Source organism: Neoroseomonas eburnea (assembly GCF_018129005.1).
Taxonomy (GTDB): domain Bacteria; phylum Pseudomonadota; class Alphaproteobacteria; order Acetobacterales; family Acetobacteraceae; genus Neoroseomonas; species Neoroseomonas eburnea.
This window is the reverse complement of the sequence record NZ_JAAEDL010000018.1, coordinates 106,954-127,321: the sequence shown is the minus strand read 5'-3', so window position 1 is coordinate 127,321 and position 20,368 is coordinate 106,954. Positions and strand designations below refer to the sequence as shown.

The window sequence follows — 20,368 nt, the reverse complement described above, 5'->3', positions numbered from 1 at the left end:
CTTGCGCTCGATCCTGGCGCGGTCCTCGCCGTGCCGCCCGGCGCCACCCCGTCCCCCGCGGCCGCGCCGGCGCCGGCGGCGACCGGCCGGCGCGTCGTGCGCAGCCTGCGCCAGCTCGGCCTGACCGGCCCGATGCAGCTGCGCGGCGTCTCGCCGCTGCAGGGCGTGCAGTTCGGCATCCGGGCGGACGAGGTGGTGACGGAAGCGCGGCTCGTGATCTCCGGCGCCGCCTCTCCGGCGCTGGTGCCGGAGCTCAGCCAGCTCACCGTCACGCTCAACGACCAGTTGCTCGGCGTGGTGCAGCCCGATCCGCGCCGGCCCGCCTTCGGTCCGCTGGAATTCCCGATCAGCCCGGCCTTCTTCACCGAGATGAACCGGCTGAACTTCGCCTTCAGCGGCCGCTACCCGGCGGAGTGCATCGATCCCCTCTCGGACCTGCTGTGGATGACGGTCGCCGAGACGTCGAGCGTCCAGATGGTGCTCGAACGCCTCCCCTTGCCGCCCGACCTCGCGCGCCTGCCGGAACCCTTCTTCGACCCGCGCGAGCTGCGCCAGACGCTCGTGCTGCCCTTCATCCTGCCCGAGGCGCCGGGCAACGAGCTGCTGCGCGGCGCGGCCGTCGCCGCCTCCTGGTTCGCGGTGCAGGCGGAATATCGCGGCGCGCGCTTCCCGGTCTCCGCCTCGCTGCCCGAGACAGGCCACGCCGTCGTGCTGGCCACGCCGCAGGACCTGCCGGCCGGGCTCGAGCTGCCGCCGGTGAACGGCCCGACCGTCGCGGTGGTGCCCAATCCGCGCGACCCGGCCTCGGTGCTGCTGCTGCTCTCCGGCCGCAATCCCGCCGAGGTGGCGACGGCCGCGATGTCCCTCGCACTGGCACCGCAGCTTCTCTCAGGCACGAGCGCGACCGTCGCCGCGCCGCGCCCGCCGCAGCGGCGGCCCTATGAGGCGCCGCGCTGGCTGCCGCACGACCGGCCGGTCAGCCTCGGCGAACTGGTCGAGCGCAGCGAGCTGCAGGTCACTGGCTACGCACCCGCCCCCGTCACCGTGCCGCTGCGCACGGCGCCCGACCTGACGACCTGGCGGGGCCACGGCTTCCCGCTGAACATCGGCTTCCGTGCCCCGCCGGGACCGATCCTCGATGTCGAGGTCTCGCGCCTCGACATTTCGGTCAGCGGCAGCTTCCTGCGCGCCGTGCCGCTGCGCGAGCGCGAGACCTGGCCCTGGAGCTGGGTGGTCCGTCAGTTCGGCATCGAGCAGTTGCCTCGCGAAACCTCGGCGGTGGTGCCGCCCTGGCTCGTCTCCGGCCGCAACGAGCTGCAGCTCCGCTTCGACATGCGCCCGATGCACCGCGGCGATTGCGTCTCCGTCCCCGTCGACGTGCAGGCGGCGATCGACCCGGGCAGCACGATCGACATCTCCCGCGCGCACCGCTTCGCGATGCTGCCGAACCTCGCTTTCTTCGCCAGCGCGGGCTTTCCCTACACGCGCATGGCGGATCTGTCGGAGACCGCGGTGGTGCTGCCGGACCGCCCCGGCGCGGTGGAAGTCAGCGCCTTCCTCGGCCTGGTCGGCGGCCTTTCGGCCATGGTCGGCGTGCCGGCGACCGGGCTCACCGTGGTCCGTCCCGCGCAGGTGCAGCAGGCGGGGGACCGCGACCTGATCGTCATCGGCACGCTCGGCCGGCAGCCGGCACTTTCCGCCCTGCTGCGCGAGGCGCCGCTGTCGATCGACGAGGCAGGGCGGCTGTCCATGACCCTGCCGCAGCGGCTCGACGGCTTCGCGCGCCTGGTCTGGGACGGGCCGCCGCCGGAGGAACGGGTCCGCGCCGCCGCCGCGCTCGCGGCGCCGGCCGAAGGGCTCGGCTTCATAGCCGCGGCGCAGTCGCCGCTCAGGCCGGGGCGATCCGTCGTCGCCGTCGCGGCGCCGACGCCCGCTGCACTCGAAGCGGTGGCCGAGGCCCTGCGCGACCCGGCCCGCATCCCGCGCTTCCAGGGCGACCTGGTGCTGCTGACCGGCAGCGGGCTCGAAGCCTTTCGCACGGCGCCGTCCTATGCCGTCGGATCCCTGCCGTTCTGGATGTGGCCGAACCACTACCTGGGGGCACAGCCATGGGCCTTGCTGCTGATGATGCTCGGCGCCAGCCTGCTGATCGGGCTGCCCGCACTCGCCTACCTGCGCCGTCGCGCGGTGCGTCGGCTGCGGGGCAGGGCGTCGTGAGGCGTCTGCGCGCCGCGCTGCTCGGCGCCGCGGCATCGGCCGCGCTGGCCGGACCCGTCCTCGCCCAGGCCCAGGGCGCGCTTGCGGTGCTGCTGCAGCAGGCGCGGCACTGGCAGGAACAGAACCGGCCGGACCTCGCCTTGCGGTCCTTCGATCGCGTGCTTGCGGCCGATCCGCGCAATGCCGAGGCGCTGGCCGGCGCCGCGGAGGCGCAGGCCGCGCTCGGCAACCGCCAGGAGGCGGAGGCGCTGCTCGCCCGGCTGCGCACGGTGGCGCCCAGCGCGCCCGCCCTTGCCGGGGCGCGCGATGCGCTGCGCGGCGCCGCCGTGGATCGCGCCGCGATCGAGGATGCCCGTCGCCTGTCCCGCGACGGCCGGGTGCCCGAGGCGCTGACGCGCTACCGCGATGCCTTCGGCGGCGGCAGCCCGCCCGACACCTATGCGACCGAGTATTGGCTGACGCTTGCCGGCACCGAGGGCGGCTGGGAGGAAGCGCGGCGGCAACTCGCCGCATTGGCCGCCCGTCGGCCGAACGACGCGCGCGCGCGCGTCGCCGCCGCCCAGGTGCTGACCTGGCGGGAACCGACGCGCGGACAGGGCATCGCCATGCTGGCCGAACTGGCGCGTGACCCGGCAGCCGCGCCGGCGGCGATCCAGGCCTGGCGCCAGGCACTGCTGTGGCTCGGCACCGGGCCGCAGGCCGAGGCCCCCCTGCAGGCCTTCCTCGCGGTGCGACCTGGCGATCCGGCGATCGAGCGGCGCCTCGCCGAGGTCCGCGACCCGGCGCGCCGCGCCGCGACGATCGGCAGCGGGGAACGCCAGGAAGGCTTCGAGCGGCTGGAGGCCAACCGGCTTGCCGACGCCGCGCGATCCTTCGAGGCGGCGCTCACGCGCAATCCGGATGATGCCGATGCGCTCGGCGGGCTCGGCATCGTGCGGCTGCGCGAGGGGCGCACGGCCGAGGCCCGCAGCCTGCTGGAGCGCGCCATCGCGGCCGACCCGTCGCGCGCGGCAAGCTGGCGGCAGGCGCTGGACGGCGCGGCCTACAGCCAGGAACTCGCGGAAGGCCGCGCGCAGCTCCGCCGCGGGGAGATCGATGCCGCCGAGGCGACGCTGCGCCGCGCCGTGGCACGCGATGCGGCCGACCGCACCGATGCCGAGGTCGCGCTCGGCGAGATCGCCCTGCGGCGCAACGACGCCGCCGGCGCGGAGCAGCGCTTCCGTGCCGCCCTTGCGCGCCGCCCCGGCTTCCAGCCGGCGATGGCGGGGCTGGAACGTGCGCTGCGCCAGCAGGGCCGCGTCGCGGAGGCGGACGACCTCGCGCGCCGGCTGCGCGTCGCCGCGCCGGCGACGCCGGCCGGCGGCGGGTCGCGCCTGCGGGCGGAGGCGGCCCGCGCGCCGGATGCGGCGACCGCCGCCGCGCTGCTGCGCGGCGCGCTGGCCGAGGCGCCGAACGATCCCTGGATCCGGCTCGACCTCGCGCGAGCCCTGGCCCGCCAGGGCGATGCCGCCGAGGCGCGCGCCATCGTCGAGGCGCCGCTGACCCAGCCGCAGCCGGGCAGCGAGGCCGTCTTCGCCGCCGCCCTCTTCGCCGAGGAACAGGGGCGGCTCGGCGATGCCGCGGCGCTGATCGCGCGGATCCCGCCCGGCCGGCGCTCGCCGGACATGGCGCGGCTCGCGCAGCGCACCCGCGTCGCCGCCGAGGTCGAGGAGGCCGCGGCGATCGGCGGCTTCGAGGGGCGGCAGCGCCTGCTGGCCCTCGCCGCGCGACAGGATGCGACGGGCGCGACGGCCGCGGCGGTGGTACGCGCCTTCGCCCGCATCAGCGACCCGCGCGGGGCGGAGGAGGCGGCGCGGGTGGCGCTCGCCGTGAACCGCGCGCCCTCGGCGCAGGCGCGGCTCGCGATTGCCGGCGCGCTGCTCGAGGCGGGGCAGGAGGCCCAGGCGGCCGCCATGGCGCGCGGGCTGGAGAACGATCCTTCGCTCACGCCCGATGCCCGGCGGCAGGCCGGGGGGCTGCTCGCCGGCGCCGCCGTGCGCGCCTCGGACCGCGCCAACGAGGCCGGCGACCAGGCGGCCGGCTTCGACCGGCTGCGCCCGGTGCTGACGCGCGCGCCGCAGGATCCGGCGGCGAACCTCGCGCTCGCGCGCCTCTACCAGGGCGCGCGGCAGCCGCGGGAGGCGCAGCGCATCGCCGAGGCGGTGCTGGCGCGCGACCCGCGCAACCTCGAAGCCCGCGCCGGCGCCGTGGATGCCGCCATCGCGGCGCGGGACTGGCAGCAGGCCCAGGCGCTGATCGACGAGGGCCGGGCGCTGGCGCCGAACGAGGCGCGCGTCTCGCTGATGCAGGCGCGGCTCGCGCGCGCCCGCGGCGATGCCCGTGGCGCGCTGGTCGCAGCCCGCCAGGCCGAGGAGCAGCGCCGCGCCCAGGTCGGCGAGGTGATGCCGATGGCCTTCGCGCCGATGTCCGGCGCCGGGGCGAATCCCTTCCGCACGGCCGGCGTGACCGTCGGCGCGCCGCTCACGCGCGACCCGCTCTCCGCCGAGATCGCGCAGGAGATCGAGGCCGCGCGGGATGCGGCGGCGACGCGCATCGTCGTCTCGCCGATGATCCGCGGGCGTTCGGGCACGGAAGGGCTCGACAGGCTGAGCGAGGTGTCGCTGCCCATCGAGGGCTCGATCGCCCCCCGCGGCATCGGCGGGCGGCTGTCCGCGACGGTCACGCCGGTCGCCATCAGCGCCGGGTCACTGCCGGCGGATCTCACCTCCCTTGCCTCCTTCGGCGCCAATCCGATCGCCTATCCCGGCGGCATGCTGGCGCCGCGGGACGACACGGCGACCGGCGTCGCCTTCAACCTCGGCTACCGGCGGGACTGGCTGACCGCGGATGTCGGCAGCACGCCGATCGGTTTCCGCTACACCAACCTCGTCGGCGGGCTGGAGGTCGCGCCGGCGCTCGGTGGCGGCTGGCGCGTGCGCGTCAGCGGCGAACGCCGCGCGGTGCAGGACAGCCTGCTCTCCTGGGCCGGCCAGCGCGACGCGCTGACCGGCCAGACCTGGGGCGGCGTGATGCGCACCGGCGGCCGCGCGCAGGTCGAATACAGCCAGGGTGCGGGCTCGCTCTACGCCGGCGGCGGATACGCCGTGTTCGACGGCAGCGGCGTGAAGGACAATGCGCGCGTCGAGGTCGGCGCGGGCGGCTCCTACGCGGTGGTGCGGCGGCCGGACGAGACGCTCAACCTCGGGCTCGACCTGGTCTACTTCGCCTATGACGAGAACCTGCGCTTCTTCACCCTCGGCCATGGCGGGTACTTCAGTCCGCAGAGCTACACCGCGCTCAACATCCCGATGGACTGGCGCGCGCGGTCGGGCGAGTGGTCCTGGCGGCTCGGCGGGTCGCTCGGCTACGCGGTGTGGTCGGAGGACAGCGCGCCGGTCTTCCCGAACGACCCCGCCCTGCAGTCCCAGCTCGTGGCGCGCACGGCGGACACGCCGGCGATCCGCACGAACTATGCCTCGCAGAGCGAGAGCGGCGTGATCGGCAGCGTGCGCGCCGACCTGGAATACGCGATCTCGCGCGATCTCGCGCTGGGCGCGCTGCTGCGATACGACCGCTCGGCGAACTGGAACGAGGCGAGGGGCGGCGTCTATGTCCGCTATCGCCTGCCCGAGTGAGGCCGGGGCGCTCCGTCACGGCCTGACTGGCCGCCCGCATTCCTGGCCCTGCCGCCGCATCGCGAAGGGTCTTCCTGTCTCCGGGCACGGCCTGGTCGTCGTCCGCCGCGCGCCTGCTGATGCCGGCCGGCCGAAGGATCGACCTTCGCGCCGCCGGTCGCGGCTTCCTGCCCCGCGTGCGACCGCGCGACCAGCCCCGCCCGCCGTCGCCTGTTGCCGCAGGCCAAGGCCCTGGCGACCAGCTACGAGGCCATTCGCGGGAGCGGGCGGCTCGGCCATGCTGGCCTTCGACGCCGGAGTCCGTGGGACCGTCCGGCATCGCCAGGCCAATGCGGAGCCATCTTCCATGACCCACCCCGACTGGACAGCAGCGATCGCCGAGGCGGAGGCCATCGCTGCCGCCTGGGCTTCCCCGGGCGCCGCCACGCCCGGCGGGACCATCCTGCTGTTCGATCGCGATGGCATCCGCGGCGCGGCCTCCGCCGGCATGGCCAGCCTGCAGCACGGCATCCCCTTCGCGCCGGCCACGCCGAGCCGCTTCGCCTCCATCACCAAGCACGTGCTCTGCGCCTTCGCCCTGGCGCGGGGGATCGACCTCGCGGCGCCGCTCGGCGGCCTCCTGCCGGCCCTGCCGGCGCCGATCGCCGCCGTGCCGGTGCTGCGCGCCCTGTCGATGACCGGCGGCATCCCGGACCTGCTGCAGAGCTACGCGCTGTGCGGCGTGCCGGCCTCGGCGGGCGTCGATGCCGCGGCGCTCGATGCCTTCACCGACGCGCTGCCGGGGCTCGACTTCGCGCCGGGCACCGAGATGTCCTACAGCAACACCGGCTACCGCCTGGTGGAGCAGGTGCTGGCGCGGCGCGGCGAGGTCTTCGGCGCCTGGGTGGAAGGCGCGCTCAACGCGGCGCTCGGCACCGGATTCCGCTTTCCCTCGGGCTGGGAGCGGCCGATCGCCGGCCTCGCCGACGGGTATTGGCGGGAGGGGCCGGAAGCGCCCTGGCGCGTCGGGTCCTACGGCATGGCGCTTTCGGCCTCGGGCGCGCTCGCGGGCAGCGCGGAGGACCTCGCCACCTGGCTGCGCGCGCTGCTGCGCGGCGACGGGCCGGCGGGCGATGCGCTGGCGCGCCTCGCCACGCCGGCGCCGCTCGCCGATGGGCGTGCGTCGCATTACGGGCTCGGCCTGCACGTCACGGAGATCGCCGGGCACCGTCTCATCGGCCATGGCGGGCATCTGCCGGGCTTCAAGAACCACTTCCTGCTCGACCCCGAGGGCGGCACGGGCATCGTGCTGCTCTCCAACCGGGAGGAGACGGAGCCCTACCTGCCGGCGCTGCGCGTGATGGCGCGGCTGCTTGGATTGGAACCCCCGCGCACCGGGGCGCCGGTGCTGCCGCAGGGACTCTTCGTCGAGGAGCACGGCCCGGCCTGGCTCGAACTGCGCGACGGCAGCGCGACCTTCATGGGCTCGCGCGACGCGCTGCTGCCGGGGGCGACAGCGGGCGAGGCCATTGCCCTGTCGCCCTACCTGCCGATGCGGCTGCGGCGCGACGGCGATGGCATCGCCGGCGAGGTCGGCCACGCGGCGCGCCGCTTCCGCCCGGTCGCGCCGGATGCGCGGCTGCATCCGGACATGGCGGGCACCTGGCGGGCCGGCGCGCAGCACGCCGAGATCACCATCGGGATCACGGCGGACGGCCATGGCCTTGCCGCCGCGGGCAGCGGCCCGCTGCATCGCCGCGTCGAGCTGGCGCCGCTCGCCGCGGACCGCGCGCTGATGCCGATCGGCGCGGCGCCCTGGCCGGGGCGCGCCTGTCTCTGGCTGCGCGCGCCCGGCGTGCTGCGCGTCGCGACGAACCGCAGCAGGGTGATCGATTTCCTGCGCGCGTGATGCGCCTCGCCTCCGGCAGGCACTTGTCAGACGGTGGGGCGCGGACCACGCTCGCCACGCTCACGAAGACCGCCGCATGCGAGATCGCCGTTGGCGGCCCCTGTCGACAGCCGAGAGAGGTTCCCGATGCAAAGACGCGCCTTCCTGCAGACATCCGCGGCTGTCGGTGCCGGCCTGGTCGCCGCGCCGCGGCTCGCCGCCGCGCAGGGCCAGCGCGTGCTGCGCTTCGTGCCGCAGGCCGACATCGCGATCCTCGACCCCATCGCGACCACCGGCTTCGTCACGCGCAACCACGGCTTCCTCGTGTTCGACACGCTCTATGGCTGGGACGAGCAATACCGCGCCCATCCGCAGATGGTCGAAGGCCACACCATCGAGAATGACGGCCGGGTCTGGAACATGACCCTGCGCGAGGGGCTGCGCTTCCACGACGGCGAGCCGGTGCGCGCGCGCGACGTGGTCGCGAGCCTGCGCCGCTGGGGCGTGCGCGACCAGTTCGGCATCGCCGTGATGGCGGTGGTGGACGAGATCTCCGCCCCCTCCGACCGCGTGGTGCGCTGGCGCCTGAAGCGGCCTTTCCCGCTGCTGCCGGATGCGCTCGGCAAGATCGGCGCGAATGTCGCCTTCATCATGCCGGAGCGGCTGGCGAATTCGGACCCGGCGCTGCCGATCAGCGAGATGGTGGGCAGCGGCCCCTTCCGCTTCGTCGCCAGTGAGCGCGTGCCCGGATCGCGCGCGGTCTATGCGAAGTTCGACGGCTACGTGCCGCGCCCGAACGGCACGACCAGCCTGCTCGCCGGCCCGAAGGTGGTGAATTTCGATCGCGTGGAGTGGGTGACGATCCCGGATGCCAGCACGGCCTCGGCCGCGCTCCAGCGCAACGAGATCGACTGGTGGGAGCAGCCGACCTCCGACCTGCTGCCGCTGCTGCGGCGCGGGCGGGGGATCAAGGTGGAGGTGCTCGACCCCACCGGCGCCATCGCCATGCTGCGCTTCAACCAGCTCCATGGCCCGTTCGACAATGCGGCGATGCGCCGCGCGGTGCTCGGCGCCATCAGCCAGGAGGACGTGATGACCGCGGTGGCGGGCACCGATCGTTCCCTGTGGCGCGACGGCATCGGCTTCTTCGCGCCCGGCTCCATCATGGCGAGCGATGTCGGCATGGCGGCGCTGACCGGCCCGCGCGACCTCGCCGCCGCGCGGCGCGCGCTGGAGCAGGCCGGCTACCGGGGCGAGAAGGTGCTGATGATGGCGCCGACCGACTTCCCCGCCATCACCGCGATGAGCGAGGTGGTCGCCGACACCTTCCGCCGCATCGGCATCAACCTCGATTACGCGGCGATGGACTGGGCCTCCGCCCTGCGCCGCCAGGCGAACCGGGACGTGCCGGATCGCGGCGGCTACAATGCCTACTGCACCTATACGGCGGGGGTGAACCAGTTCAACCCGGCGGCGCACAACTTCATCCGCGGCAGCGGGCTGAACGCGACCTTCGGCTGGTCCGTCAGCCCGAAGCTCGAGGAGCTGCGCGACGAGTGGCTGCAATCCGACACCGACGAGACGCGCCGGCGCATCGGCCGCGACATGCAGCGCCAGGCCTTCATCGACGTGCCCTATGTGCCGCTCGGCCAGTTCTACCAGCCGACGGCGTATCGCGACGACCTGAGCGGCATGCTGAAGGGCCTGCCGCTGTTCTGGAACGTGAAGCGCGGTTGAACCGGTGCTGCCCGTCACCGGCTATGCCGAGCACTGGAGCGTGCGCCAGGGCGGCACGCTCCGTTTCATGGTCGGCGTCGCGGGTGGCGGGCGGTACCGCGCGCGCGTCGCCCGCATCCTCTGCGGGGACCCCAACCCCGCCGGCCCGGGATACCGCGAGATCCCGATGCCCTGCGGCATCGAGGGCGAGCATGAGGGCATCGAGCAGCCGATGCATCTCGGCTCCTGGGTGGATGTCCCGGCGGTGCAGTACGGCGCGGGCGATGCGCCGCTGACCCTGCTGGCGACGATCTGGCCGACGCTGCCGGGGCAGGGGGAGCAGGTGGTGCTGTCCTGCATGGGCGGCGGCGCGGTGCTGACGCTCGGCCTCGGCCCGCGCGGAGCCTTCGCGCGGCTGGTGTCCGGTGACGGCATGGTGACCGCGGAGGCCGGCGTGGCGCTGACCGAACGCGCCTGGCACGACATCGCCTGCCGCGCCGATCCCGCCACCGGCGCGCTGGAAGTGACGCAGGCGCCGCGGCAGAAGCGGCTGGATCTCGACGAGGCCGCGGGCGCGCGCGCCGCATGGCGTGGCGCGATGCCGGCGGGCCTCGGCAGCGCCGCCATCGCGGCGGAACGCGCGGAGGACACCGCGCGGCTGCACTTCAACGGCAAGATCGCGCGCCCGCGCGTGCTGCGGGGCGGTGCGGGCCTCGCGCATCATCTGCGCGCGCAGGCCGCCGGCGCCACGCCGTCGCCGGGCGAGATCGTCGCCGACTGGGATTTCTCGATCGGCATCCCGACCGACGATGTCGCGGATGCCGGCCCGGGGCGCTGGCATGGCCGCTGCCGCAACCTGCCGACGCGGGCGATGACCGGACCTTCCTGGACCGGCGCCGTGCATCGCTGGACCGAGGCGCCGCGCGACTACGACGCCATCCATTTCCATGCCGACGATATCGGCGATGCCGGCTGGGCGCCCTCGCTGTCCCTGCCGGTGCCCGTGGATTGGCCGAGCGGCGTCTATGCGCTGCATCTCGAAGCCGGCGGGGCGCGCGACAACATCGTCTTCCACGTGCGCGCGAAGGTGCCGGGGGAGAAGGCGCGCGTCGCCTTCCTGGCGCCGACCTTCACCTACACGGTCTACAGCCAGTTCGTGCGCGCCGGACGACAGGCGCAGATCGCGGAGCGCGCCACGGCATGGAACGCGCTGCCGCATGCGCCGGACGGGCATCCGGAGTACGGGCTCTCGCCCTACAACCTGCATGCCGATGGCAGCGGCGTCGTGATGTCGAACATGCGGCGGCCGATGATCGACAAGCGGGTGAACCAGTTCCACCTGATGGATCCTGATCCGGCTGGCTCGGGCACCTATTGGGCCGCGGCCGACAGCTACATCATCGACCTGCTGGAGCGCCGCGGCATCGCCTATGAGGTCATCACCGACCACGACGTGCATGCCGAAGGTGCCGCGCTGCTCTCGCGCTATGCGGTCGTGCTCACGGGGCAGCACCCCGAATACCACACGCATGAGACGCTCGACGCCATCGCCGGGCATCTCGCCGCCGGCGGGCGCTTCGTCTATCTCGGCGGCAACGGCTTCTACTGGCGCATCGCCCCGCATCGCGACGGCCCCTGGGCCTTCGAGCTGCGCCGTGCCGAGGGCGGCATCCGCCTGTGGGAGACCCTGCCGGGCGAGGGCTACCACGCCTTCGACGGCGGCTATGGCGGGCTGTGGCGGCGGCTCGGGCGGCCGCCGCAGGCGCTGGTCGGCGTCGGCTTCAGCAGCCAGGGCAACTACAACGGCCATCCCTACACCTTCACGGAGGCGATCCTCGATCCGCGCGTGGCCTTCCTGCGCGAAGGAATGCACGACGGTGCGCGCCCCGGCGCGGTGTTCGGCGATCGCGGCCTGATGGGCGGCGGTGCGGCGGGGCATGAGCTGGATCGTGCCGATGTCTCGCTCGGTACGCCGCATCATGCGTTGGTCGTCGCCCGCGCGGTGGTGGAGGAAGCGAGCTACCAGCCGGTCAACGAGGAGCGCCGCGACCACACCTGGCCCGGCACCCGCGAGGATCTGATCCGTTCCGACGTGACCTTCTTCGAGACCCCGAATGGCGGCGCGGTCTTCTCGGTGGGGTCGATGAACTTCATCGGCGCCCTTCCCGTGGACGGCTACGCGAACCCGACCGCCCGCCTGATCGAGAACGTGGTCCGCCGCTTCGCCGATCCGGCGCCGTTCAAGCTCTCCGACGGTGCGGGAAGCTGAGTTTCCCGCCGGGGTGATCGAGGGGCGGAGCCTCACGGGCGCAACGATGGAAGCCGGAGAGGGGCTTCGCCCCTCTCCGGACCTCTCCCCACCAAAGGCCGAAGGGCCTTTGGAAACCATCACGTGGTGTCGGGCAGAGGAGGAATTCCGCGGCGGCGAAGGATGCGCGGCGCGCTTCTTCGTGCCGGTGTGATACGAGCGGCACGAGTTCTTGACTCGTGCCGAGGCCGCGAATGCGGCCCGGCGTCTGAGGGCTCGAAAAGCCTCATGCCAAGGGTCGCGAATAGCGCCGCTGGCATGACAGTTCCTGCCCGGCACCAGGTATCGGCCGGTCCAGGGTGCACTGCACCCTGGCGGGGTGAGGCTCGGAGAGGGGCAGAGCCCCTCTCCGATCACCAGCGCCACAAGTTCGCGCGCATCGGTCGGAGCCCTTCGACCTCCTTCAGAGCTGCGACTCGATCGGCAGCATGCGCAGCACCCGCGCGACGACGCGGCGCGACAGCGAGGCATCCGGCTCGCCATTCCGCGTGACCATCGTCCCGGCTTCTTCCGCCGTCCAGCGCAGCCGTCCCGGTGCTTCGCGGGTCACGCGCCAACTTCGTGCCGGTTCGGCCAGGCGGTCGTGCTCCTCGCGCACCTGCCGCGCGACGTCCGGATGGCGGACGAAGCTGCCCATCTCGGTGTTGAGCGCGATGGAGCGCGGATCGAGGTTGAAGGAGCCGACGAAGGCCAACTCCCCGTCGATGACGAAGGCCTTGGTATGCAGGCTGGCACCGCGGGAGCCGAGCACGCTCGCGCCTTCGTGCCGCGTCGGCTTGAGCTCGTGCAGGGCGATGCCGGCTTCGAGCAGCCTTTCGCGGTAGCGCGCGTAGCCGCCATGCGCTGCGACGACATCCGTCGCGGCGAGCGAATTGGTGATGACGGAAACGCGCACGCCGCGCTGCGCCAGGTCTTCCAGCAGCGCCATGCCGGCCGGGCCGGGCACGAAATAGGGGGAGATCAGCAGCGCCTCGCGCCGTGCCGCACGCAGCGCGCCGAGCACCGCATGCGCCAGCCCGACCCCCGGCACCGCCTTGCCCTTGGCCTTCTCCGGCGGATCCGCGACCACCTGGACCGCCGTGGCCGGGACCGGGATGAGCCGGGGGGCGGCACCGCCATGGACGAACTGCGCCACCGCGGGGCTGTCTTCGACCCGTTCGAAGAAGGGGCGCGCCTCCGGCGACCGCGTCGCGGCGTCGAGCCGTGCCGCCAGCCGGCGGGAGGCGCGGCGGCGATAGGCGGCGCGGCTGATCCGCCGCAGCGGCTGCGACAGCGGATGCCGCCAGTAGCGGTCGAAGGCTGCCTGCGCCTGGGAGGCCGCCTCGCCGAGGATGGCAAGGTCGAGGTCGCGGAAGTTGAAGGTGCCGGAGCCGTCGAAATACTCGTCGCCGATGTTGCGCCCGCCGGCGATGGCGAGCCGCCCGTCCACGACCCACAGCTTGTTGTGCATGCGCCGGTTCAGATGCCAGCCGCCGAGCAGCATCTCCAGCGCCAGGCCCGGCGGGCCGAATCGGCGCCAGCGCGTGGCGTTGAACAGGCGGACCTCGATGCGGGCATGGGCGTCGAGGGCCGTGAGCACGCGCTCGGCGCCGACGGCGTACATGTCGTCGAGCAGCATGCGCACGCGCACGCCGCGCTCGGCGACGCGCAGCACCTCGCGCGCCAGCAGGCCGCCGGTCATGTCGCAGCGCCAGATGTAGTACTGCAGGTCGAGGCTGGCGGTTGCCGTGCGGGCGGCCGCGACGCGGGCGGCGAAGGCGGCCAGGCCGTCCGGCATCACGACCACGCCCTCGTCGGAGCCCAGGGCCGCGCTGCTGGGCGTCGGCACGGTCACCGTCGGGGCGGGGTCGGGGTCAGGCGGCCTCGGCCAGGGCCGGCGCGGGCGAGGCCTCGACCGCCAGGATGTCCAGCCGGGCCTTGATCGGCAGATGGTCCGAGGCGATGCGGGCGAGGGCGCTGTCGTGCGGTTCGATGCCGCGCACCAGGCCACGCGGCCGGCCGAGGATGCGATCGAGCGGCAGCAGCGGCCGGCGGCTCGGGAAGGTGGCGGGGCCCGGCCGCGCATCGCTGAACCCGGCTTCGAGCGCGCGGAGGGAGGAGCGCCGCCCCGGGCGCCATTCATTGAGGTCGCCGAGCATGACGGTCGGGATGTCGTCGCCCTCGGCGAGGGCGGCGAGGATTGCCTCCGCCTGCTGCATGCGGTGGCGCCGCAGCAGGCCGAGATGGGCGGAGACGACGCGCAGCCGGCCGGCGGGCAGTTCGAGGTCGGCCATCACCGCGCCGCGCGGCTCGCCGCCGGGCAGCGCCAGGCGCCGCAGACGCAGGGCGCGGGCGTTGCGGACAAGCAGCGCGTTGCCGCGCCAGCCATGCCCGCCGCGTTCGAGCGAGAGCGGCAGCAGGGTCAGGCCCGTCCGGCGTTCGACGGCGGCGATGTCGAGCAGGCCATGCCGGCGGCCGAATCGGCGGTCGGCCTCCTGCAGGGCGAGGATGTCGGCGTCGAGTTCGGCGATCACCTCGGCCACCCGTTCCGGGTCGAAGCGCTTGTCGGTGCCGACGCATTTGTGGACGTTGTAGGAGGCGATGGTCAGGGCCCCCGCCGGGACCGCATGCCGCTCCGGCGCGGCGACGCCGAGCCGGTCCCGGATCCCCGCAGTCAGGCGGGCCAGGGTCGTCTTGCGTCCGTGAGGCGGCCGCAGGGGCTGCAGGTTCATCCGGTGGTCGATCCAGGGGTTCAGCCGGCCGATCAGGCCGCCGCGCTTGGGCAGATATAGTAGGCGACCCGGCACCTGCCATCCCAGGACAATTGATGCAGTCCGACGGTGCATGCGCGCCATGCCCGCCCGGATGGGACCGTCATGGCGCCGGCGCATGGCCAGCGGCGCCGGCTTCGGGAAGTATGGGCGGCGAGAAGGGGAACGCCGATGACCGAAGACACCCGCCTGGACCCGCCGAGCCTTGAGATCGCGGGGCCGCGCGCCACCATCCGCCTGCACCGGTCGCGCCACCGCAACCGGATCGAGCCGGGCGACATCGTCCGCATCCTGGAACATCTCGACACCGTCGATGCCAACAGGGACCTGCGGGTGCTGGTGCTGGCGGCGAGCGGCCCTGCCTTCAGCGCCGGCTTCCACCTCGGCGGATTCGCCGAGGACAAGGAGGCCGCCGCCCGCGCCCCCGGCTTCGACGCCATGGTCGACCGCTTCGAGGCGGTGCGCATCCCGACCATCTGCCGGTTGCAGGGGGGCGTCTACGGCGGCTCCACGGATCTCGCCCTGACGGCGGATTTCCGCATCGGCGTGACCGGGATGGAGATGTTCATGCCGGCCGCGCGGCTCGGCGTGCACTACTACCCGGGCGGGCTGCGGCGCTACGTCTCGCGCCTCGGGCTCAACACCGCCAAGCGGCTGTTCCTCACGGCCGAGAAGCTGGGTGCTGAGGAATTGCTGCGCATCGGCTACCTGACCCATCTGGTCGCGCCGCAGGATCTGGATGCGGCGGTGGACCGGCTGGCGGGGACGCTCGCCGCCATGGCGCCGCTCGCCGTGCAGGGGATGAAGCAGGCGCTGAACGAGATCGGCCACGGCGCGCTCGACGTCGCTGCCTGCAACGAGCGGGCGCGGATCTGCAAGGAGAGCGCCGATATCCAGGAAGGCCTCGCGGCCTTCCGGGAGAAGCGCACGCCGGTGTTCCGCGGCGCCTGACGGCCGCGCAGCCTCCTCGTTCCCCGACACCGCCCGCGCGGCGGCGCGGCCCTGCGGAAGGAAGCCGACATGCCCCTCGATTCCGGCGCCCAGCGCGTTCTTGACCTGATACGCGAGATCGGGCGTCCGCCACTGCACACGCTGAGCCACGAGGCGGCGCGAGCCGCCTATGCCGCCTCCCGCCGCGTGCTGCAGCCCGAGCCGCCGGCCGTCGCCGAAACCGATGACCTGGTCTGCCCCGGTCCGGCCGGGCCGATCCGGCTGCGCCGCTACCGGGGCCTCGGCACCGCGGCCGGCGAGGCGCTGCCCTGCCTGGTCTTCCTGCATGGCGGCGGCTGGGTGATCGGCGACCTCGACAGCCATGACCAGCTCTGCCGCAGCCTGGCGAACCATGCCGGCGCGGTGGTGATCGCGGTGGACTACCGGCTGGCGCCCGAGGCGCGCTTCCCCGCCGCGGTCGAGGATGCCGTCGCCGCGCTGCGCTTCGTCGCCGCCGAGGCGGCACGGCTCGGCATCGACCCCGCGCGCATCGCGGTGGGCGGGGACAGCGCCGGGGGCAACCTCGCCGCGGTGCTGGCGCTGATGGCGCGGGACGGCACGGTGCCGGCGCCGGGCTTCCAGCTCCTGCTCTACCCGGCGACCGATCTCGGCGGGAACACGCCGGCCTATCAGCGCTTCACCGAGGGCTATCCGCTGACCACCACGACGATGCGCTGGTTCATCGACCACTACGTGCCGGAGGCGGCGCAGCGGTACGACTGGCGGGCTTCCCCGCTGCGGGCGGTGACGCTCTCCGACACTGCGCCGGCCTTCGTCATGACCTGCGGCCACGATCCGCTGGTGGACGAGGGCATCGCCTATGCGCGGCGCCTCGACGAGGAGGGGGTGCATGTCACCCATCTGCACCTCGCCGACCAGATGCACGGTTTCCTGACCATGGGCCGCCTGATCCCGGCGGCGGAGCTGACGATCCGCCAGGCGGCGGCGGTCCTGCGGGTGCATTGGGGGCTGGACGGGTCGGCGTGAGCGCGGGCCGGCCACGGCGGCATCAGGGCGTCGGGGCGGCAGGCGCCGCATCGGCGACGGCAGGGCAGCCGGCCAGGGCAGCACGGACGCGCCGGTGCGCAAGCCGCGGGCGGGCCGGGGCATCGCCGGGGCCGTGGGCGGCGCGTCGCCGCGGCAGCCGTTCCGGTCGGCTGTGCAATGGGAAGGCGTTTTCGTCCCCGGCGTTCGGAGCTTGGCTTCGCGTCGCCCGGCATTTGGGCTCCCCACGAAGTGCGCGCGCCGTTCCCTCCGCACCTGGGCGATGCCTCGACACTCAGGGCATGCGGCGGCACATGCCGGGTTATGCGAACAGCCCTTTGGAATGACCGGTGAGGGCGGAATTGGAGGGGCTCCGCCCCTCCAAGCCACCCCGCCAAAGGCCCGAGGCCTTTGGAAACCATCAATTGGTGCCGCGCGGCCCGGCCGGCCCTGCCCCGCATTATCCACGGCATTCCGGGAGGCAGTGCGCCGCCCGGCGCACCCGCCTCCGGGGCCTTCGCCGCGCGGGCATCGGCGGTGGATGGCGACACCCTGGCGACGGCCGGCGGAAGGCTGCGCATTCACGGCATCGATGCTCCGGAATCCGACCAGACCTGCCGGCGCGGTGGCCAAGCCTATGCCTGCGGCGAAGCGGCGCGGCGGGCCCTGGCCGCCCTGCCGGGGAACGGGCGCCTGACCTGCGAGGCGCTCGACACCGACCGCTACGGCCGCCGCGTCGTCCGCTGCCGCAACGCCGGCGGCCTCGACATCGGCCGCGAACTGGTGCGCCAGGGCTGGGCGGTCGCCTTTGCCCGCTATGCCGAGGATTACGCCGCAGAGGCGAATGAGGCGCGCGCCGCCCGTCGCGGCCTCTGGGACGGCAGCTTCGAAAACCCCGCCGACTGGCGCGCGAGGCATCGTCCGTAGCGGGAGGGAAGCCGTTCCGCCCGCATTTCTTGTGGTGGGCGCGGCGGGTCGTCGGGTTGACGGGGTCGGCTGGCCCGGCCAATGCATGGGCGGGCTTCACGAAATGTAACCGGAGATATCACTGTATGCGCCAGACGCGCCTCACGACGCGCCTGATCCGATCCTTGGGCCTGGCCGGCCGGTTCCGTGCAACCATCCTTGCCGCTGCCGCCCTGTTTCCCGCCGCCGCCCTCGCTGCCCCTTGCCCGACCGGGATGCCGGTGGCCGGCGAGTTCTCCTCCGGCTTCGGCTATCGCGGCCGCGGCTTCCACCCCGGGGTGGATATTCGCGCGCCGATCGGCTCCGCGGTCCGCGCCGCCTCGGGCGGCACCGTTGTCTTCGCCGGGCGCTACTACGCCTACGGCATCATGCTCGAGATCGAGCACCAGGACGGCACGCGCGCCCGCTATGCCCATCTGGCGCGCATCGACCGCGATGTCCGCGTCGGCGAGCGCATCATGGCCGGTCAGGTCATCGGCGCCGTCGGCCGGACCGGGCGCAGCACCGGGCCGCACCTGCATGTGGAGCTGCGCCGCGACGGGCGGCCCACCGATCCCTGGCCCTGGCTGACGCGGACCGCCTGCACGGACGGCATCGAGATCGCCGAGGCGCGGCGCTGAGAGACCGTTTGGAAAGTCCGGCACCGGCCCGCACCCCCACCCGGCCTCGGGCGCCATACCGCCGACCCCGTCCGATGAGGTCATCGGCCAGAGCCTGCGGCATGATACGAGCGGCACGAGTTCTTGACTCGTGCCGAGGCCGCGAATGCGGCCCGCCGGCAGTCCGACGAAGCCAAGCGAGCCGGAGGTTTGCGCCCGGCGCCTGAGGGCAGGAAAAGCCTCATGCCAGCGGTCGCGAATAGCGGCCGCTGGCATGAGTCCCGGAGGTCCAGGGGACCCGGTCCCCTGGCGGGGGTCTCGGGGGCGGCGCCCCCGAGCCTCGCCTCGCTTCCTTATCGCCCCGGGCGCGAGCCTACCCGCGCGCCTTTCGGATCGCCGCCTGGGCCATGGTGTCGAGCGCGCTGAGGAAGCGCGACTTGTCCGCCCCGCCCATCGGTGCCGGCCCGCCCCCGATGGCGCCGATCTCCCGCAGGTGGCGCGCCACCTCCCGCCCCGCCAGCGCGCTGCCGATATTGTCCGTGGTCCAGGGCTTGCCCTTGAAGGACAGCGCGAAGGCCCCCTTGGCGAGGCAGCGCGCGGCGAGCGGGATGTCGGCTGTCAGGCAGATGTCGATCGGACGCGCTTCCTCGGCGATGAAGTCGTCGGCCTTGTCGGCCCCCTCGGCGACCACCACCAGGCGCACGAAGGGTACGGGCGGCGGGCGAACGGGCCGCGCGCCGTTGGTCACGAGGATCACCTGCAGGCCGAGCCGGCCGGCGACGCGCACCGCCTCCTCCCGCACCGGGCAGGCGTCGGCGTCGACCAGGAGGCGGGGCAGGGCGGGCGCTTCCATACGGCCACTCCTATGCGGTCGAGCGGCGCGGCCGTGCAAGCCGGATCGGCCGACCTGCCTTGGCGTTCCCGCCTGCCGGTGCGATACCGCCGGGACTGTGTTGAGGAGACGGGCAGACGATGAGCAGCACGGCCGAAGCGGCCCCGACATGGCACGGCATCCTGCGCCAGGCCTTCAAGGACCAGGACGTTCGCCTGGTCACCTATGTCCCCGACAACGTGTTGCGGCCGCTCATCGATGGCTGCCATGCGGACCCCTTCTTCACGACCTTCTCCTGCACGCGTGAGGAAGAGGCCGTCGGCATCGTCACCGGCGCCTGCATGGCCGGGATGCGCGGCGTCGTGCTGATGCAGACCTCGGGCTTCGCCACCCTGCCGAACGCGCTTGCCTCCCTGCCGGTCGCCTTCCAGGTGCCGGTGGTGATGGTTGTCAGCGAGCGCGGCACGATGGGCGAGTTCAATCCGGGCCAGGCGATCGTCTGCCGGACCATGCGGCCGATCCTCGATTCGATGGGCATCGAGCACCACACCATGACCCGGCTGGACGAGGCCGCCTTCGTCGCCGACCGCACCATCCGCCAGGCCTTCGCGACACGCTGGCCGGCCTGCCTGATCATTTCCCCGCTGCTGAGCGGAGGGCGCAAGTGATGACCGAGACGACCGGCAACCTGCATGTGATGAACCGCGCGGCGCTGACGAAGCGGCTGGTCGCGGGGCTGAAGAACCGCGAGGCGGTGATCGGCGGCATCGGCAATTCGAACTGGGATCTCTGGGGCGCGGGGCAGCGGCCGGAGAACTTCTACATGCTCGGCAGCATGGGCCTCGCCGCGCCGATCGCCTTCGGCGTCGCGATCGCGCAGCCGGCCCGGCGCGTCTTCGCGCTGGAGGGGGACGGGTCGCTGCTGATGCAGCTCGGCTGCCTGTCCACCATCGCGGCGCAGGCGCCGAAGAACCTCGCCATCATCGTCTGGGACAACGGCATCTACCAGATCACCGGCGGGCAGAGCACGCCGGCGGCGCAGGCGAGGACCGACATCGTCGCCATCGCCCGCGCCTCGGGGATCGCATCGGCTGCCTGGGCGGCCGACGAGGCGGAATTCGACGTGCTGGTGGCCAGGGCCCTGACCACCGACGGGCCGCATGTGATCGGCGTGAAGATCGACAACGAGCCGGGCCGCAACCAGACCGACCGCGACCCGATCCGCTTCCGCGAGAGCTTCATGCGCGCGATGGCGGAACCGGTCTGACCGGCGCAGGGCGGTTCGTGCCACCTGGTCCCGAAGGCGTGCGGCCTTCGGGACTCTCCTCTGCCTGCGGCCCACCGGGCCGCGCGCCGTCGCCGCTGGCGCGGCGGAGGCGCGAGTCGAGGCGGGGCGGGCGGTCCGGGCCCTGAAACCGCGGCCTGCGACGGAGCGCCCCGATGCGCCGCGTCGCGATATCGCGGG

14 protein-coding genes are annotated in these 20,368 nt (G+C 73.7%); 11 read left to right on the top strand and 3 right to left on the bottom strand.

Annotated elements, in window-relative coordinates; genetic code table 11:
- The 5 genes from bcsB to GXW74_RS18090 all read left to right on the top strand — a co-directional run.
- Positions 1–2,217: cellulose biosynthesis cyclic di-GMP-binding regulatory protein BcsB (gene bcsB, locus GXW74_RS18110; RefSeq protein ID WP_211847940.1), on the top strand; the 2,217-nt coding region annotated here is incomplete at its 5' end.
- A complete protein-coding gene (locus tag GXW74_RS18105) occupies positions 2,214–5,891 on the top strand; it encodes a cellulose synthase subunit BcsC-related outer membrane protein (RefSeq protein WP_211847939.1) in 3,678 nt (1,225 codons plus the stop codon). The genes bcsB and GXW74_RS18105, both read left to right, overlap by 4 nt.
- Positions 5,892–6,237: 346 nt before the next feature.
- A complete protein-coding gene (locus GXW74_RS18100) occupies positions 6,238–7,779 on the top strand; it encodes a serine hydrolase domain-containing protein (RefSeq protein ID WP_211847938.1) in 1,542 nt (513 codons plus the stop codon).
- A gap of 126 nt (positions 7,780–7,905) precedes the next feature.
- Entirely contained in the window at positions 7,906–9,495 is a 1,590-nt protein-coding gene (locus GXW74_RS18095) for an ABC transporter substrate-binding protein (RefSeq protein WP_211847937.1), read from the top strand.
- 4 nt (positions 9,496–9,499) lie between these two features.
- Entirely contained in the window at positions 9,500–11,743 is a 2,244-nt protein-coding gene (locus tag GXW74_RS18090; RefSeq protein ID WP_211847936.1) for a N,N-dimethylformamidase beta subunit family domain-containing protein, read from the top strand.
- 442 nt (positions 11,744–12,185) lie between these two features.
- Here the strand turns inward: GXW74_RS18090 and GXW74_RS18085 are convergent, their stop codons facing one another.
- A complete protein-coding gene (locus GXW74_RS18085; RefSeq protein WP_338148267.1) occupies positions 12,186–13,610 on the bottom strand; it encodes a phospholipase D family protein in 1,425 nt (474 codons plus the stop codon).
- A 25-nt stretch (positions 13,611–13,635) separates the two neighbouring features.
- Positions 13,636–14,568 (bottom strand): endonuclease/exonuclease/phosphatase family protein, encoded by a 933-nt coding sequence (locus GXW74_RS28040; RefSeq protein WP_338148266.1) that lies wholly within the window; start codon positions 14,566–14,568, stop codon positions 13,636–13,638.
- A 135-nt stretch (positions 14,569–14,703) separates the two neighbouring features.
- Between GXW74_RS28040 and GXW74_RS18080 the strand changes: the two genes are divergently transcribed.
- From GXW74_RS18080 to GXW74_RS18065, 4 genes are all read left to right on the top strand, one after another.
- Complete coding sequence (locus tag GXW74_RS18080) at positions 14,704–15,483, top strand: enoyl-CoA hydratase/isomerase family protein (protein ID WP_211847934.1); 780 nt, start codon at positions 14,704–14,706, stop codon at positions 15,481–15,483.
- Positions 15,484–15,552: 69 nt separating this feature from the next.
- The gene (locus GXW74_RS18075; protein WP_211847933.1) at positions 15,553–16,509 is read left to right on the top strand and encodes an alpha/beta hydrolase; all 957 of its coding nucleotides are present in this window, start codon (positions 15,553–15,555) and stop codon (positions 16,507–16,509) included.
- 534 nt (positions 16,510–17,043) lie between these two features.
- Positions 17,044–17,433 carry a thermonuclease family protein gene (locus GXW74_RS18070; RefSeq protein WP_211847932.1) on the top strand — a complete coding sequence of 130 codons (390 nt, stop codon included), beginning with the start codon at positions 17,044–17,046 and terminating at the stop codon, positions 17,431–17,433.
- Positions 17,434–17,558: 125 nt separating this feature from the next.
- On the top strand, positions 17,559–18,092 hold the full coding sequence (locus GXW74_RS18065; RefSeq protein ID WP_211847931.1) for a M23 family metallopeptidase: 534 nt from the start codon (positions 17,559–17,561) through the stop codon (positions 18,090–18,092).
- A 352-nt stretch (positions 18,093–18,444) separates the two neighbouring features.
- On the opposite strand, the gene GXW74_RS18060 is transcribed toward GXW74_RS18065, so the two are convergent.
- Complete coding sequence (locus GXW74_RS18060; protein ID WP_211847930.1) at positions 18,445–18,924, bottom strand: YaiI/YqxD family protein; 480 nt, start codon at positions 18,922–18,924, stop codon at positions 18,445–18,447.
- 119 nt (positions 18,925–19,043) lie between these two features.
- Here GXW74_RS18060 and GXW74_RS18055 point away from each other — a divergent pair, with 119 nt between their 5' ends.
- Positions 19,044–19,571, top strand: coding sequence for a thiamine pyrophosphate-binding protein (locus GXW74_RS18055; RefSeq protein WP_211847929.1), 528 nt, complete (start codon positions 19,044–19,046; stop codon positions 19,569–19,571).
- Positions 19,571–20,170 carry a thiamine pyrophosphate-dependent enzyme gene (locus tag GXW74_RS18050; RefSeq protein WP_211847928.1) on the top strand — a complete coding sequence of 200 codons (600 nt, stop codon included), beginning with the start codon at positions 19,571–19,573 and terminating at the stop codon, positions 20,168–20,170. The genes GXW74_RS18055 and GXW74_RS18050 overlap by 1 nt, the downstream gene beginning before the upstream one ends.
- The last annotated feature ends 198 nt before the right edge of the window (positions 20,171–20,368 follow it).